Origin of the sequence: Mycobacterium parascrofulaceum ATCC BAA-614, assembly GCF_000164135.1 — a bacterium.
Classification (GTDB): domain Bacteria; phylum Actinomycetota; class Actinomycetes; order Mycobacteriales; family Mycobacteriaceae; genus Mycobacterium; species Mycobacterium parascrofulaceum.
Window position 1 is genome coordinate 252497 of sequence record NZ_GG770558.1, and the last position, 13231, is coordinate 265727.

12 protein-coding genes and 1 pseudogene are annotated in these 13231 nt (G+C 69.6%); 9 read left to right on the plus strand and 4 right to left on the minus strand.

Annotated features, from left to right (window positions below):
- The 4 genes from HMPREF0591_RS24530 to HMPREF0591_RS24545 form a co-directional block, all read left to right on the plus strand.
- On the plus strand, positions 1–385 hold a 385-nt coding region (locus tag HMPREF0591_RS24530; protein ID WP_040623856.1), incomplete at its 5' end, for a DprA-like winged helix domain-containing protein.
- 32 nt (positions 386–417) lie between these two features.
- The gene (locus tag HMPREF0591_RS24535; protein ID WP_007171398.1) at positions 418–1269 is read left to right on the plus strand and encodes a siderophore-interacting protein; all 852 of its coding nucleotides are present in this window, start codon (positions 418–420) and stop codon (positions 1267–1269) included.
- 42 nt (positions 1270–1311) lie between these two features.
- Positions 1312–2475 (plus strand): lactate 2-monooxygenase, encoded by a 1164-nt coding sequence (locus HMPREF0591_RS24540; RefSeq protein ID WP_007171399.1) that lies wholly within the window; start codon positions 1312–1314, stop codon positions 2473–2475.
- A 33-nt stretch (positions 2476–2508) separates the two neighbouring features.
- A complete protein-coding gene (locus HMPREF0591_RS24545) occupies positions 2509–3405 on the plus strand; it encodes a tyrosine recombinase XerC (RefSeq protein WP_007171400.1) in 897 nt (298 codons plus the stop codon).
- A 97-nt stretch (positions 3406–3502) separates the two neighbouring features.
- On the opposite strand, the pseudogene HMPREF0591_RS24550 reads toward HMPREF0591_RS24545, so the two are convergent.
- Positions 3503–3982 (minus strand): annotated as a pseudogene (locus HMPREF0591_RS24550) (M23 family metallopeptidase); the annotation flags it as partial.
- 263 nt (positions 3983–4245) lie between these two features.
- Between HMPREF0591_RS24550 and rpsB the strand changes: the two are divergent.
- From rpsB to HMPREF0591_RS24565, 3 genes are read left to right on the plus strand one after another with little or no spacing between them, the layout of a single operon-like run.
- A complete protein-coding gene (gene rpsB, locus HMPREF0591_RS24555; protein WP_007171402.1) occupies positions 4246–5079 on the plus strand; it encodes a 30S ribosomal protein S2 in 834 nt (277 codons plus the stop codon).
- A gap of 1 nt (position 5080) precedes the next feature.
- Positions 5081–5896 (plus strand): translation elongation factor Ts, encoded by an 816-nt coding sequence (gene tsf, locus HMPREF0591_RS24560; RefSeq protein ID WP_007171403.1) that lies wholly within the window; start codon positions 5081–5083, stop codon positions 5894–5896.
- Between the two features lie 31 nt (positions 5897–5927).
- Positions 5928–7328 carry an amidase gene (locus tag HMPREF0591_RS24565; protein WP_007171404.1) on the plus strand — a complete coding sequence of 467 codons (1401 nt, stop codon included), beginning with the start codon at positions 5928–5930 and terminating at the stop codon, positions 7326–7328.
- A gap of 6 nt (positions 7329–7334) precedes the next feature.
- Here HMPREF0591_RS24565 and HMPREF0591_RS24570 read toward each other — a convergent pair whose 3' ends face one another.
- Positions 7335–7754 (minus strand): MarR family winged helix-turn-helix transcriptional regulator, encoded by a 420-nt coding sequence (locus tag HMPREF0591_RS24570; protein WP_040623857.1) that lies wholly within the window; start codon positions 7752–7754, stop codon positions 7335–7337.
- A gap of 121 nt (positions 7755–7875) precedes the next feature.
- On the opposite strand from HMPREF0591_RS24570, the gene HMPREF0591_RS24575 reads away from it, so the two are divergent.
- Entirely contained in the window at positions 7876–8289 is a 414-nt protein-coding gene (locus tag HMPREF0591_RS24575; protein WP_007171406.1) for a ChaB family protein, read from the plus strand.
- Positions 8290–8311: 22 nt separating this feature from the next.
- On the opposite strand, the gene HMPREF0591_RS24580 is transcribed toward HMPREF0591_RS24575, so the two are convergent.
- Positions 8312–10594, minus strand: coding sequence for an alpha/beta hydrolase-fold protein (locus HMPREF0591_RS24580; RefSeq protein WP_007171407.1), 2283 nt, complete (start codon positions 10592–10594; stop codon positions 8312–8314).
- Between the two features lie 157 nt (positions 10595–10751).
- Here HMPREF0591_RS24580 and HMPREF0591_RS24585 point away from each other — a divergent pair, with 157 nt between their 5' ends.
- Positions 10752–11609, plus strand: coding sequence for an alpha/beta fold hydrolase (locus tag HMPREF0591_RS24585; protein ID WP_007171408.1), 858 nt, complete (start codon positions 10752–10754; stop codon positions 11607–11609).
- A 37-nt stretch (positions 11610–11646) separates the two neighbouring features.
- On the opposite strand, the gene HMPREF0591_RS24590 is transcribed toward HMPREF0591_RS24585, so the two are convergent.
- Positions 11647–12846 (minus strand): ATP-grasp domain-containing protein, encoded by a 1200-nt coding sequence (locus tag HMPREF0591_RS24590; protein ID WP_007171409.1) that lies wholly within the window; start codon positions 12844–12846, stop codon positions 11647–11649.
- Positions 12847–13231 lie beyond the last annotated feature (385 nt).

The window sequence follows — 13231 nt, forward strand, 5'->3', positions numbered from 1 at the left end:
GGTGGCCGCGGTGCCCGGGCCCGTGACGTCGTCCGCGTCGGCCGGCTGCCACGCGCTGCTGCGCAACGGCGCCGAGCTCGTGACCCGGGCCGACCACGTCGTCGAGCTCATCGGCCGCATCGGCGAGCTGGCGGTCGAAGAACCCCGCCCGGCCACAGCACTCGACGGGCTCGGCGACGCCGAGCGCCGGGTGTATGAGGCGCTGCCCGGCCGCGGCGCGGCCACCGTCGAGCAGCTCGCGGTCGCGTCGGGCCTGGCGCCCGAGCGGGTGTTGGGGCCGCTGGCGATCCTCGAGCTGGCCGGCTTGGTGCAGCGCCAGGAGGGCAGGTGGCGGCTTGTCCGGGCCGTCGCCGGCCAACCGGCAGCGACCCCGCGCCTCGTATAGTCGACGGGGGTCGGGTGGGGACAGGAGGACACGTGGCGGGTCGACCTCTGCAACGCTTCGAAGTTGTCGATACCAAGGAACTCACACCGCACATGGTCGCGGTGGTGCTGAGGGGCACGGATTTCGACGCGTTCGCGCCCAGCGAATTCACCGACTCCTACGTCAAGTTGGTGTTCGTCGCGGACGACGTCGACGTCGCGGGCCTGCCCCAGCCGTTGACCCTGGACAGTTTCGCCGGCCTGCCGCCGGAGAAGAGGCCGTCGGTCCGGACGATGACCGTCCGCCGCGTCGACGCGGCGGCCGGCGAAATCACGCTGAACATCGTCGTGCACGGCGAGCACGGGATCGCGGGCCAGTGGGCCGCGGCGGCCGAGCCCGGCGAGCGGATCTTCCTGATGGGCCCCGGCGGTGCCTACAGGCCCGACCCTGCCGCCGACTGGCACCTGCTGGCCGGCGACGAATCCGCGCTTCCCGCCATCGCCGCGGCCCTGGAAGCGCTGCCCCCCGATGCCGTCGGCAAGGCGTTCATCGAGGTGGCGGGCCAGGAAGACGAGATCCCGCTGACCGCGCCGGAAGGCGTCGAGGTGCACTGGGTTTACCGCGGGGGCCGCGCCGACCTGGTCCCCGAGGACCGTGCCGGCGACCACGCCCCGCTGATCGAGGCGGTCACCACCACGCCGTGGCTGCCCGGGCAGGTGCACGTCTTCATTCACGGCGAGGCGCAAAGCGTCATGCACAACCTGCGGCCCTATATCCGCAAGGAGCGTGAAGTGGACGCCAAGTGGGCGTCGTCCATCTCGGGCTACTGGCGGCGCGGCCGCACCGAAGAGACGTTCCGGCAGTGGAAGAGGGAACTCGCCGAGGCCGAGGCCGGGCCGTCGTAGCCGGTTCGTGGGCCGGGCGGGCGGCTGGCATCCTCTAGTTCCATGGCGCATTTCGGGGACTACCAGAACGAGATCTACTTCAAGGGTCTGGGTGGGGTCGCGCCCGCGCTGCCGATGGCTTTCGCGGAGCTGGAGGCCCGGGCCGAGCGGGCGATGTCGCCGTCGGTGTGGTCCTACGTCACCGGTGGCGCCGGCGACGAGCGCACCCAACGGGCCAATCGTGAGGCGTTCGACCGCTGGGGCTTGATGCCGCGGATGTTCGTCGGCGCCGCCGAGCGTGACCTGTCGGTCGAGCTGTTCGGGATGACGCTGCCGTCGCCGATGTTCATGGCCCCGATCGGCGTGATCGGCATCTGCGCCCAAGACGGCCACGGCGACCTGGCCACCGCGCGCGCCGCGGCGGCCACCGGTGTCCCGATGGTCGTCTCCACCCTGACCGCCGACCCACTGGAAGACGTCGCCGCCCAGTTCGGCGACACCCCGGGCTTTTTCCAGCTGTACACGCCGAAGAACCGCGAGCTCGCCGCGAGCCTGGTGCAGCGGGCCGAGGCCGCCGGCTATAAGGCCATCATCGTCACCCTGGACACCTGGATTCCCGGGTGGCGTCCGCGGGACCTCAGCACGGCGAACTTTCCGCAGTTGCGGGGGCTGTGCCTGAGCAACTACACCAGCGACCCGGTCTTTCGCGCCGGCCTGCCGCGCCCGCCCGAGGAGGACCCGCAGGCCACTGTGCTGCAGTGGGTCACGACCTTCGGCAACCCGTTGACCTGGGACGACCTGCCCTGGCTGCGGTCGCTGACCAAGCTGCCGCTCATCGTCAAGGGCGTCTGCCATCCCGACGACGCTCGGCGCGCGAAGGACGGCGGCGTCGACGGCATCTACTGCTCGACGCACGGCGGGCGCCAGGCCAACGGCGGCCTGCCCGCGCTCGACTGCCTGCCGGGGGTGGTCGAGGCGGCCGACGGGCTGCCGGTGCTGTTCGACTCCGGGATCCGCGGCGGCGCCGACATCGTCAAGGCGCTCGCGCTGGGCGCGACCGCGGTGGGTGTCGGCCGTCCCTACGCGTACGGCCTCGCGCTCGGCGGCACCGACGGCGTCGTGCATGTGCTGCGTTCGCTGCTCGCGGAGGCGGACCTGATCATGGCCGTCGACGGCTATCCGACACTGAAAGATCTCACCCCGGACACACTCCGGCGCGTCGACTGAGCCGAACCCGCGGCGGCTGCGAACGTTTCAGGCGTGGAGGCCATCCTCGAGGAGTTCGACGAATACCTGGCGCTGCAATGCGGCCGCTCGGCGCACACCCGTCGGGCCTACCTCGGCGACCTGCGCTCACTGCTGACGTTCCTCGCCGACCGCGGCGCCGGGCTGGACGGTTTGAGCCTGCCCCTGCTGCGGTCCTGGTTGTCGGCCGGGGCCGCGGCCGGCGCGGCCCGCACGACCTTGGCCCGTCGCACCTCGGCGGTCAAGGCCTTCACCGCGTGGGCGGCGCGGCGTGGCCTGCTGGCCGCGGACCCGGGCGCCCGGCTGCAGGTGCCGAAGGCGCACCGCACCCTGCCGGCGGTGCTGCGCCAAGACCAGGCGCTCGACGCGATGGCCGCCGCGAAATCCGGTGCGCAGCAGGGCGATCCGATGGCGTTGCGGGACCGGCTGATCGTCGAGATGCTGTATGCCACGGGCATCCGGGTGAGCGAACTGTGCGGCCTGGATGTCGACGACGTGGACACCGGACACCGGCTGGTGCGGGTGCTCGGCAAGGGCAACAAGCAGCGCACCGTGCCGTTCGGGATGCCGGCCGCCGACGCGCTGCGCGCCTGGCTCGACGACGGACGCCCGGCCCTGGTGACCGCGGAGTCGGGCCCGGCGCTGCTGCTGGGCGCGCGCGGGCGGCGGCTCGACGTCCGGCAGGCCCGCACCGTCGTGCACCAGACGGTGTCGGCGGTGGACGGCGCGCCCGACATGGGGCCGCACGGGCTGCGGCACAGCGCGGCGACGCATCTGCTGGAAGGCGGGGCCGACCTGCGGGTCGTGCAGGAGCTGCTCGGCCATTCCAGCCTGGCGACCACCCAGCTGTACACCCATGTGGCCGTCTCCCGGTTGCGGGCGGTGCACGAGCAGGCCCACCCGCGGGCGTAAGTGCGCTCACGGCCTTGGGCGTGCGCTCACGGCGAGCAATCCGCGAAACTCCCGCCCTGCACGCACGCGCAAAGCCCTGAACGCACACTCATTCGTGAAGCGGCTTGAGCCGGATCGGAGTCGACTTCACCAGGCCGAGCGGATCCACATAGTGGGCGCCCGACGCGGGACCCCACATCGCGCCCCAGTGCAGGCACGCCCCTCCTGCTCCCGAGGCCCGACAGCCGGCATGCCCGGCCTCCAGCGAGCCGATCACGGTCCGGGCCGTCACCGGCTGACCCACGCGCACCGCGGCCCGCACCGGCTCGTAGCTCGTGCGCAGACCGCCGGGATGGGCCAGCGACACCACCGGCCGCCCGGCCAGCTCCCCGGCGAACACCACGGTCGCGTCGCCCGGGGCATAGACCGGCTGACCTGGGGAGCCGCGCAGGTCCACGCCCCGATGGCCGGGATGCCAGTCGGGTGAGGGGGCGTCGAATCCGCGGGCGATGGCCGGGGGCGGGCGCAGCGGCCACTCCAGCCGCACGTCGTCGGCCCGCGCCGGCGCGGCACCCAGCAGTGCCAGGATCAGGAGCATCGCCCGCCGCACGTGGCGAGTACAGCCGGGCCCGCGCGACCCCGCCACTCAGCGCTGTGGAAAAAGCACCTGCTGAGACGGTGTAAACTCCTGGTCGCAGCTCGTTCGCGGGCTGACTTCGCGCGTCCGCCCCGCGTCTCCCGTTCCACTAGGAGTTCGCATCGCGTGCCGGGCGGTCCCTTAACTGGGTCCGGCATCGCAGCAGGCGCCAGGGCCCGGCTTCACCCGATGCCGGGCGACAACCGACACACAAAGGCATAAGCATGGCCGTAGTAACCATGAAGCAGCTGCTCGACAGCGGCACCCACTTCGGGCACCAGACCCGTCGCTGGAACCCCAAGATGAAGCGGTTCATCTTCACCGACCGCAACGGCATCTACATCATCGACCTGCAGCAGACGCTGACCTTCATCGACAAGGCGTACGAGTTCGTCAAGGAGACCGTCGCCCACGGGGGCTCGGTGCTGTTCGTCGGCACCAAGAAGCAGGCGCAGGAATCGGTCGCGGCCGAGGCGACCCGCGTCGGTATGCCGTACGTGAACCAGCGCTGGCTGGGCGGCATGCTCACCAACTTCTCCACGGTGCACAAGCGGCTGCAGCGCCTCAAGGAGCTCGAGGCGATGGAGCAGACCGGCGGCTTCGAGGGTCGCACCAAGAAGGAAATCCTGATGCTGACCCGCGAGAAGAACAAGCTCGAGCGCAGCCTCGGCGGTATCCGCGACATGGCCAAGGTGCCGTCGGCGATCTGGGTCGTCGACACCAACAAGGAGCACATCGCCGTCGGCGAGGCCCGCAAGCTCGGCATCCCGGTCATCGCGATCCTGGACACCAACTGCGACCCCGACGAGGTCGACTACCCGATCCCGGGCAACGACGACGCGATCCGTTCGGCCGCGCTGCTGACCAAGGTGATCGCCTCCGCGGTCGCCGAGGGCCTGCAGGCCCGCGCCGGGGTCGGCCGCGGCGACGGCAAGCCCGAGGCCGAGGCCGCCGAGCCGCTGCCCGAATGGGAACAGGAACTGCTGGCCTCCGCCGCCGCCAGCGCCCCCACCGACGCAGCTGCGGGCGCACCCGAACCCACACCCACGGAAGGCTGATATGGCCAACTTCACCGCCGCCGACGTCAAGAAGCTTCGGGAGCTCACCGGCGCCGGCATGCTGGATTGCAAGAACGCGCTGGCCGAGAGCGACGGCGACTTCGACAAGGCCGTCGAGGCGCTCCGCATCAAGGGCGCCAAGGACGTCGGCAAGCGCGCCGAGCGCGCCACGGCCGAGGGACTGGTCGCGGCCAAGGGCGGCGCGCTGATCGAGCTCAACTCCGAGACGGACTTCGTCGCCAAGAACGCCGAATTCCAGGCCCTGGCCGACCAGATCGTCGACGCCGCGCTCAACGCCCAGGCCACCGACCTCGACGCGCTCAAGGCCGCCAGCGCCGGTGGCAAGACCGTCGAGCAGGCCATCGCGGACCTGTCGGCCAAGATCGGCGAGAAGCTCGAGCTGCGCCGCGTCGCCTACTTCGGCGGCACCGTCGAGGCCTACCTGCACAAGCGCGCGGCGGACCTGCCGCCGGCCGTCGGTGTGCTGGTCGAGTACGAGGGTTCGGACTCCGAGGCCGCGCACTCCGTCGCGCTGCAGATCGCCGCGCTCAAGGCGCGCTACCTGTCCCGCGAGGACGTTCCCGAGGACGTGGTGGCCAGCGAGCGCCGCATCGCCGAGGAAACGGCCAAGGCGGAGGGGAAGCCGGAGCAGGCGCTGCCCAAGATCGTCGAAGGCCGGCTGAACGGATTCTTCAAGGACGCGGTGCTGCTCGAGCAGCCGTCGGTGTCCGACAGCAAGAAGACGGTCAAGGCCCTGCTCGACGAGGCCGGCGTGACGGTGACGCGATTCGTGCGCTTCGAGGTGGGCCAGGCCTGAGCCCCGCACGGGGGCGGGCTAGCGTCGATACATGCGACACGTGCATGCGTTCGGCGACGACGCCCTCGGTGATCTGGACGCCGTCGGCCTCGCCCACGCGATACAGGCCGGCTGGGTCAGCAGGGCGGAGGTCATCGAGGCGGCGATCGCCCGCACCGAGGCCGTCGATCCGGTCCTGAACGGCCTGGCGTACGCGGCCTTTCAGCAGGCCCGCACCGCCGGCGGCGCGGCGACCGGTTTCTTCGACGGCGTCCCGACGTTCGTCAAGGACAACGTCGACGTCGCGGGCCAACCGTCGATGCACGGCAGCGACGCGTGGACGCCGTTCGACGCGCCCGCCGACAGCGAGTTCGCGCGCGTGTACCTGGCCACCGGCCTGACGTCGATCGGCAAGACGCAGCTCTCGGAGTTCGGGTTCAGCGCGTCCGCCGAACACCCACGCCTGGGGCCGGTGCGCAACCCGTGGAACACCGACTACACCGCGGGCGCCTCGTCGTCGGGCTCGGGCGCGTTCGTCGCCGCCGGCGTGGTGCCAATCGCCCACGCGAACGACGGCGGCGGCTCCATCCGCATCCCGGCCGCCTGCAACGGGCTGGTCGGGCTCAAGCCGTCGCGCGGGCGGTTGCCGCTGGACCCGACGCTGCGCCGGATGCCGGTGGGCATCGTCGCCAACGGCGTGCTGACCCGTTCGGTGCGCGACACCGCGGCGTTCTACCGGGAGGCCGAGCGCATCTGGCGTAACCACCGGCTGGCGCCCATCGGCGACGTCACCGGTCCCGGCAGGCAACGGTTGCGGATCGCCGTGGTGACCCGCTCGGTCCAACGGGAGAGCAGCCCGCAGGTGCGGGAGCTGACGCTGAAATCGGCGGGGCTGCTGGAGGAGCTGGGCCACCGCGTCGAACACGTCGAGGAGCCCCCGGTGCCGGCCAGCTTCGTCGACGATTTCGTCCTGTATTGGGGCTTCCTCGCGCTGGCCCAGGTGCGCGGCGGCCGGCACATGTTCGGCAAGACGTTCGACCGCACCCGGCTGGACAGCCTGACACTCGGACTGGAACGGCACACGGCGCGCAACATCCACCGGCTGCCGTTGGCCATCATGCGGCTGCGCCGGATACGCAGGCGCACCGCGCGGTTCTTCGGCACCTACGATGCGGTGCTCACACCGACGGTGGCCGACGAGACACCGCGCATCGGGTATCTGGCGCCCACCGACTACCGGCAAGTGCTCGATCGGCTGATCGACTGGGTCTCGTTCACCCCGCTGCAGAACGTCACCGGCGAGCCCGCCATCTCGCTTCCGTTGGCGCAGTCCGCCGAAGGCATGCCCGTGGGCATGATGCTCTCCGCCGACCTCGGCCAGGAGGCGCTCCTGCTCGAGCTGGCTTACGAGCTCGAAGAGGCCCGGCCTTGGGCCCGGATCCACAACACCTAGTCGCCGTCAGTCGGACCCCAGCTTGTCGAGCATCCGCTTGAAATCGCGCTGCTGAGTGTCGGTCAGCTTGGCCAGGATCCGGGCATCGGCGGTTCGCACGGCGCCCTCGGCCCGCTTCAGCAGGGCGCGGCCCTGACCGGTCAGCGTGGCGGGCAGCGCGCGACCGCTCGACACCGATGTCGGACGTGCCACGGCGCCAATGTCTTCCAGCTTGCGCAGCACCGTGTTCATCGCTTGCGGTGTGACGCCGGCCTGCCGGGACAGTTCGGCGCTCGACATCCCCGGGAACATGGAAAGCATCCGCAGGCAGACGAATTCGGGCAGCGTCAGGCCCAGCGGGCCCAGCACGGCGGAAACCTCCGGCCGCAGCAGGCTCGCCACCCGGTAGAGCAGGTAACCCAGTGGGGCGTCTTCGGCCTGAACCATGTCAATCATATTGACATATTGCGGTCGCCCGGGCGCCCACTTGGGACAAACTCTGATTGCCGCCCCGGCAAAGGGGTAACCGGCAGCGGTAGTACGTCGGCCGCAGGATCAGGAGGTTTCGATGCCCAAGACGACGAAAAGCGGCAAGCCGAAGAAGGACGAGTTGCCCAGCACTTTGCGGCGTTCCAACGCCAAAGCGCAACGCACGTTTGCGAAGGCGCACGATGCGGCCGCCGACGAATACGGCAGCGAAGAGCGCGCCCACCGGGTGGCGTATTCCGCCGTCAAGCACAGTTTCGAAAAGGTCGGCGACCATTGGGAGCCCAAGGAGGAGAAGGGCCCGTCGGACGAGCGCGCCAAGAGCGGCGGTCCGCGAGCGTCCGGGCCCACCGCCGAGGGGGTGGACGCAAACGCGAGCAAGAAGCACCTGATTGACGTCGCCCGACGGCTCGACGTCCGGGGCCGGTCCACGATGAACAAGGCGGAGTTGGTCGACGCGATCAAGAAGCACAACCGCCGCGTCCGGAACAAGTAACCGCGGCCTCCTCGGCCCGGTGTTATCCCCTCAGGCGGACGTGATGCCGGCCTTCGGCGACGGTGATGGTTCGCCCGGCTCGTTCGCCGTCGCAGCGCACCTCCGTCGAGGGCGGCACCCCTTCCAGCGTGACCTCGGCGGCGCCGTCGGTTGTGATGGTGATGGTGGAACGGGGCAGTGCGGCAAGTCCGGCCCGGGCGATGTCGACGGTCAGCCTCGCGACGCCCGTGAGCTCCAGCGTCATGTGCGGCCGCGCCCGGGGCGCCCGTCCCCGCCGCCACGTCTGCTCCGCGTATGTGCCGGGCATGGGTCGGAAACTGAGCACTAATCCGCCGCGTCTCCGTACCCGGTGCGGGCGGTCGGGGCGGGCCAGCGAGCGCGCCTCCACGGTGGCGACAGCGCCCCGGCGCGACGCGATTTCCGGGGTGGCGGCCAACCCCGATATCCACCAATTCCGTTGCGGCCCAAGGCCCAGGTCCGCCCGCTCGAGCTGGGGGTACCAGCTGAAGCTGATCCGGCCGGGATCGGCCTTGCGCGGCCGGGTCGACATCTGGGCCACCGAATCCGCGAACTTGCCCTGCACCGCCATCGCCACGTGGTCTTCGATCGGGTACAGGGTGAAGTGGTAGCGGTAACCGAGCCGGTGAAGCTTGAGCAGCTGCTGGGCGACGGCGAAAAACGGCACGAATTCGTCGAGCAGACCATGGGCGATCACCAGCGGAAGCCATCGGGCGTTGCGCAACAGCGGCCAGGTTTCGCCCTCGCATGCGCAGTGCGAATCGGGGTTCACGTCAGCGGGCACGGCGACGCCGGGCAGTAGCCGGATACCGCAGGTCGGCGAACCGGCCAGGACGACGGCTTGCGAGAAGACGGCGGGATACGTCAGCCCCAGCCGATACGCCGCGTAGCCGCCCATCGAATAACCCACGATGACCGTCCGGTTCGGGTCGGTGCCGAGCTGTTCGGCGACTCGCGCCCAGACCTCCCACACGTCGAGCTCGCCCTCGTCGAAGTACCAACACGCCGGGCCGCGACCCAGCGGACTCGCGATCACCGCGTCCCGCTTGTCGCACATCTGGTCGAGCAGGCGGTGATTGACCGCCGCGAACTGGTTCTGGCCCATCGCGATCGAGTGCAGCAGCAGCGTCAGGGGCAGCGATTTCCCGGGCGCGAAAGACTTGGGCAGGCACACCGAATACGGTTGCACCCGGCCGAGGAACTGCGGTTCGGTGGCGAGTAAACCGGTCTGAGCCAGTCCCTGGCCCAGTTCGATCGAGGACACGTACCACCGGGTCGACGTGCCGGTCACGACGGGCTCGTCGGTGGTCATGCCAGCGGCAAGGTCGGACCAGGACACGTTCACCGAGAACTGCGAGATGTCGCCATCCGCCAGCGCCGCCGCCTGCGCCCGTTCCGAGAAGAAGTTGTGGTAGGCGGCCTCTTGGTCGCACCTGCGGAAGGCGACGTTGTACACGTTGGGTTGACCGGACTGCGCCCCGTGCTCGCGCGGAACGTCGGCGAAGCCGTCACCCGACCCGTTCGCCAGACCGGCCACCATGCGCACCGTCCAGGTCCCGGTCGGTTCGACGAGCGCGCGCGGTATCCGCGCCAGGAATGACCGCGATTGTATGTCGACCGTGTGGGGGACCGGAGTGGCGGTCTGCGTCGACAGGTCCATGAGCTTCGCCCCCGCGCCACTGAGGAGAAGCGCCGAATCGATCCCCGTGGACCGAAGACCGGCCCCGGCGGGCCACTGCGTGCAGGCGGCGCTATCGCGACCGGTGTCGAACGCGAACAACCCGAGCGGTACCGAGGGGTCTATCAACGTGTTCCAGTCGATCCGCCACCACGTGTCGGTTTCGGTGAGCCCGATCGCGATGCGGAAGATGTCGGCGCCGTTGCCGGCGGCAGGCCCATCCGGGTAGATGTATGTCCCCTTAGGCGGAACCACCCGTCCCTCGGGCATTTTGACCCTGGTGCCGGCCGCACCGTGGTCGTCGTACACGAAGTCGGTCCAGAAGAATGCGCCGCCGGCCAATCGGCCGGTCCCGCAGGTGCGGGGAAAATCCTCGCCGAACGGCCAGCCGGCCGGCGCGGGCAACCGCGGTTCCGGTCGCAGCGCGGCGGGCGGCACGCCCTCCGGCATGCCCTCCTCGACGACGAGGCCCGGTTCGGGTGCGTCCGCGCGCACCTCGTCCGTGTTGCCGCCGGCAACGCGCAGCGCGGTGCGCAACGGCGACAACGCGACATCGAGCAATGACACGGGTGCCCCTTCCTTCAGTTCGTCAACGAAGGCGCCGGCCATCCGATTCGGCTATTCATCTGTTGGGAGAATTACCCGGGGTGCGTCCGTCGTACCCACCGCGCGCCCAGAAGCTGCAGCGGTTCGCGGGCAGCTCCCGTTTGTCGTCCGGCCGTCTGGGTAGTCATCGGCTTGTCGATGCCGAGGCTGTGGGAGGCAGATGCTGGACCGAACCACCGAGTTCGTCGCCGTCGAACCCGGCGTCGCGCTTTCGGTGCAACGAGTCGGCGAGGGCGCCACCGTTCTCCTTGTCGGCGGGCTGGGCATGCCGAGCATGACCTGGGACATCTGCGGACTTCCCCAGTCGCTCGTCGACGCGGGGTTTCAGGTGATCGCGTACGACGCGCGCGGGCTGGCACCGTCCTCCGCGCCGCCGGCGCCGTATTCGGTGGCCGACTTGGCTGCCGACGCCGCAGCCATTCTCGACCATTTCCAGGTGCGGCAGGCCATCATCGTCGGTTACTCGATGGGCTGTTACACCGCGCAGATGATGCTGCGCAACCGGCCCGATTTGGTGGGTGCGCTCGTTTTGTTCGCCGGGCTTCAGCCCTCGCCGGTGGGGGCGATGGTCGGAGAGATGGAGCTCGCACTGATCGAGCGCTACGGCGAGGTGCCGCGCGAGGTGCTGGTGGTGGAGCAGTTGTTGACCACCCTTCACCTCCCGATGTTGCAGGATCCGGCGACCGTGCGGGGTTGGCAGCAGGCGCTCTCGGCCGGCTATGAAAGCGCGTGGGCGGGACCCGACGGCTTCACGGGGCAACTGACGGCGTCGCAACAATGGATCTCCGCCGGCGAGCCGACGCGGGATCGGCTCGGCGCGATCGATGTGCCCACGCTGGCCCTGGCGTTCGAATACGATCTGTTCTTCCCCCCGGCGCTGTGTGCGGAGGCGGCTCGGTTCATCCCCGCGGCCGAGTTCGTGGCGATTCCGGGCGCCGGTCACGGCGGCATCTTCACCGGGCCCGGGGACAGCGTCGCCCGCATCACCGGGTTCTGCCGCGCGCACCGCGACGGTTGATCGCCGCGTCTCGCCGCGAATCGCAAGCGCCCGCAGGTCATTCGCTCGCGCGATCCTCGTCGGTCGTCGCCCCGTCCCACTCGTGATCGTGCATGAACGCCTCGGGAATGTTGACGCGATAGCGGGCGGCCTCGGCGAGGATGTTTGCCATGGCGATGGGCAATGCCAGGCCGGGGGCGGGATCACGGCGGGTGAAGATGACGCCGTCGGTTTGTAGGTAGTCGCGCACGAACCCGCGGAAGGTGTTGCCCCGCAGGGACGACCTGCGCCACCCGTACATCAGCATGCCGGGCTCCAGCATCTTGCGCGCGCCGGGCTCGGGGACGATGACGTCGTCGTTGACGCCGAAGAAAGCCCGGTCGACCCCGGTTTGCGGATCGAACAACAGGATTCCGCTGGTCGCCCGCGGATTGCATTCGACAGCAAACAGGCCCCGTCCGGGCACCTCGATGAAATCGAACGCGGCCTGCCCGGTGATCCCGAGCGCCTTGACGCAGTCGTGCACCCACGCGGTGATGCCGTCGTGCCGCACGGATTCGAATGTCAGGGCCGAGGTGCCGTCGATCGCGTAGCGCACCGGATAGACGGCGCGGGCCTTCACCTGACCCTCGTGACAAACGGAATACGAGCAATACAGGGCGCCGTCTGCCCACTCCTGCGCGATCCACGGATTCCCTGCGTCGAAGTTCACGTCGCGGGGGAGCTGCCCCGGCGTCACCTTGTGGATGTCCTGTGATCCGCGCGAATAGACGGGCTTGAGCGCGAACGGCTTGTCGAAATCCAACGCCTCGAGCTCCTGTTGGTTGCGCACCAACTTGAAGTCGAGGGTGGGTATGCCCAGCGACCGGAGCATGGCCTGGAATTCGTATTTGTTCTCCAGCCTGGCCCCGAGGCCAAAGTCGGCAAAGAACAACATGCAGCTCTCGTCGAACAGGTCGGGGAATCGCTTGATCGTGTTTGCCAGGATCTCGGTGCCCTCGTGGATCGGCACGACGAGGTCTACGCGCTCCTCGCGGGTGATCCGCGCGAGGGCCCGTGTCCACTCGACCGGCTCGTGTCTCGGCCGCGGTGTGCGGAACGTCTTCTTGACCGCCGAAGAGAACCTCGTGATGGGAAACGGCACCGAGTCCGTGATCAGCACATCGTGTCCGGCGGCGGCCATCAAGCGGGCCAGGTGCAATGACAGAAACGACCGGCCGAAGGTGATCAGCACCGTCTTTCGGTTACTTCCGGACATCGAACCTCCCGTCGGGGACAACCGCCGGTTCAAGGGCCGTCAAGTCTTCTGTGCAGAAGATGCCTCGACGCAGCCTCGTCACCGTTAGCGCCGCCGGCGCGGGCCAACGAAAGCCTCTGGGCCAGTTTCCCGACGGCCGCAGCAAGGCCGCACAGGCCGTCGGGCCAGCCTGGGAAAAGTACTACCCGTGATCGCGCCGGCAAAACATGAGACGGCCCGTCGCGGCTGCCGGCGGAGGCAATCCGCGAGATCCGCAAGGGCCTTCGTGCGGCGGGGGCGGCGCCGGAGGTCGACGAGGCGGTGACGAACAACACGGCCGGATGGCCCGGAATCCCTTGGCGCTGAATCACCGCCCTTGACGTTTATCCTCAGCCGCGTCGGGCAT

Excerpts from the sequence above, each read along its gene's own strand:
- HMPREF0591_RS24540 (WP_007171399.1), top strand. The coding sequence starts at position 1,312 with ATGGCGCATTTCGGGGACTACCAGAACGAGATCTACTTCAAGGGTCTG.
- rpsB (WP_007171402.1), top strand. The coding sequence starts at position 4,246 with ATGGCCGTAGTAACCATGAAGCAGCTGCTCGACAGCGGCACCCACTTC.
- tsf (WP_007171403.1), top strand. The coding sequence starts at position 5,081 with ATGGCCAACTTCACCGCCGCCGACGTCAAGAAGCTTCGGGAGCTCACC.
- HMPREF0591_RS24565 (WP_007171404.1), top strand. The coding sequence starts at position 5,928 with ATGCGACACGTGCATGCGTTCGGCGACGACGCCCTCGGTGATCTGGAC.
- HMPREF0591_RS24570 (WP_040623857.1), bottom strand. The coding sequence starts at position 7,754 with ATGGTTCAGGCCGAAGACGCCCCACTGGGTTACCTGCTCTACCGGGTG.
- HMPREF0591_RS24575 (WP_007171406.1), top strand. The coding sequence starts at position 7,876 with ATGCCCAAGACGACGAAAAGCGGCAAGCCGAAGAAGGACGAGTTGCCC.
- HMPREF0591_RS24580 (WP_007171407.1), bottom strand. The coding sequence starts at position 10,594 with ATGGCCGGCGCCTTCGTTGACGAACTGAAGGAAGGGGCACCCGTGTCA.
- HMPREF0591_RS24585 (WP_007171408.1), top strand. The coding sequence starts at position 10,752 with ATGCTGGACCGAACCACCGAGTTCGTCGCCGTCGAACCCGGCGTCGCG.
- HMPREF0591_RS24590 (WP_007171409.1), bottom strand. The coding sequence starts at position 12,846 with ATGTCCGGAAGTAACCGAAAGACGGTGCTGATCACCTTCGGCCGGTCG.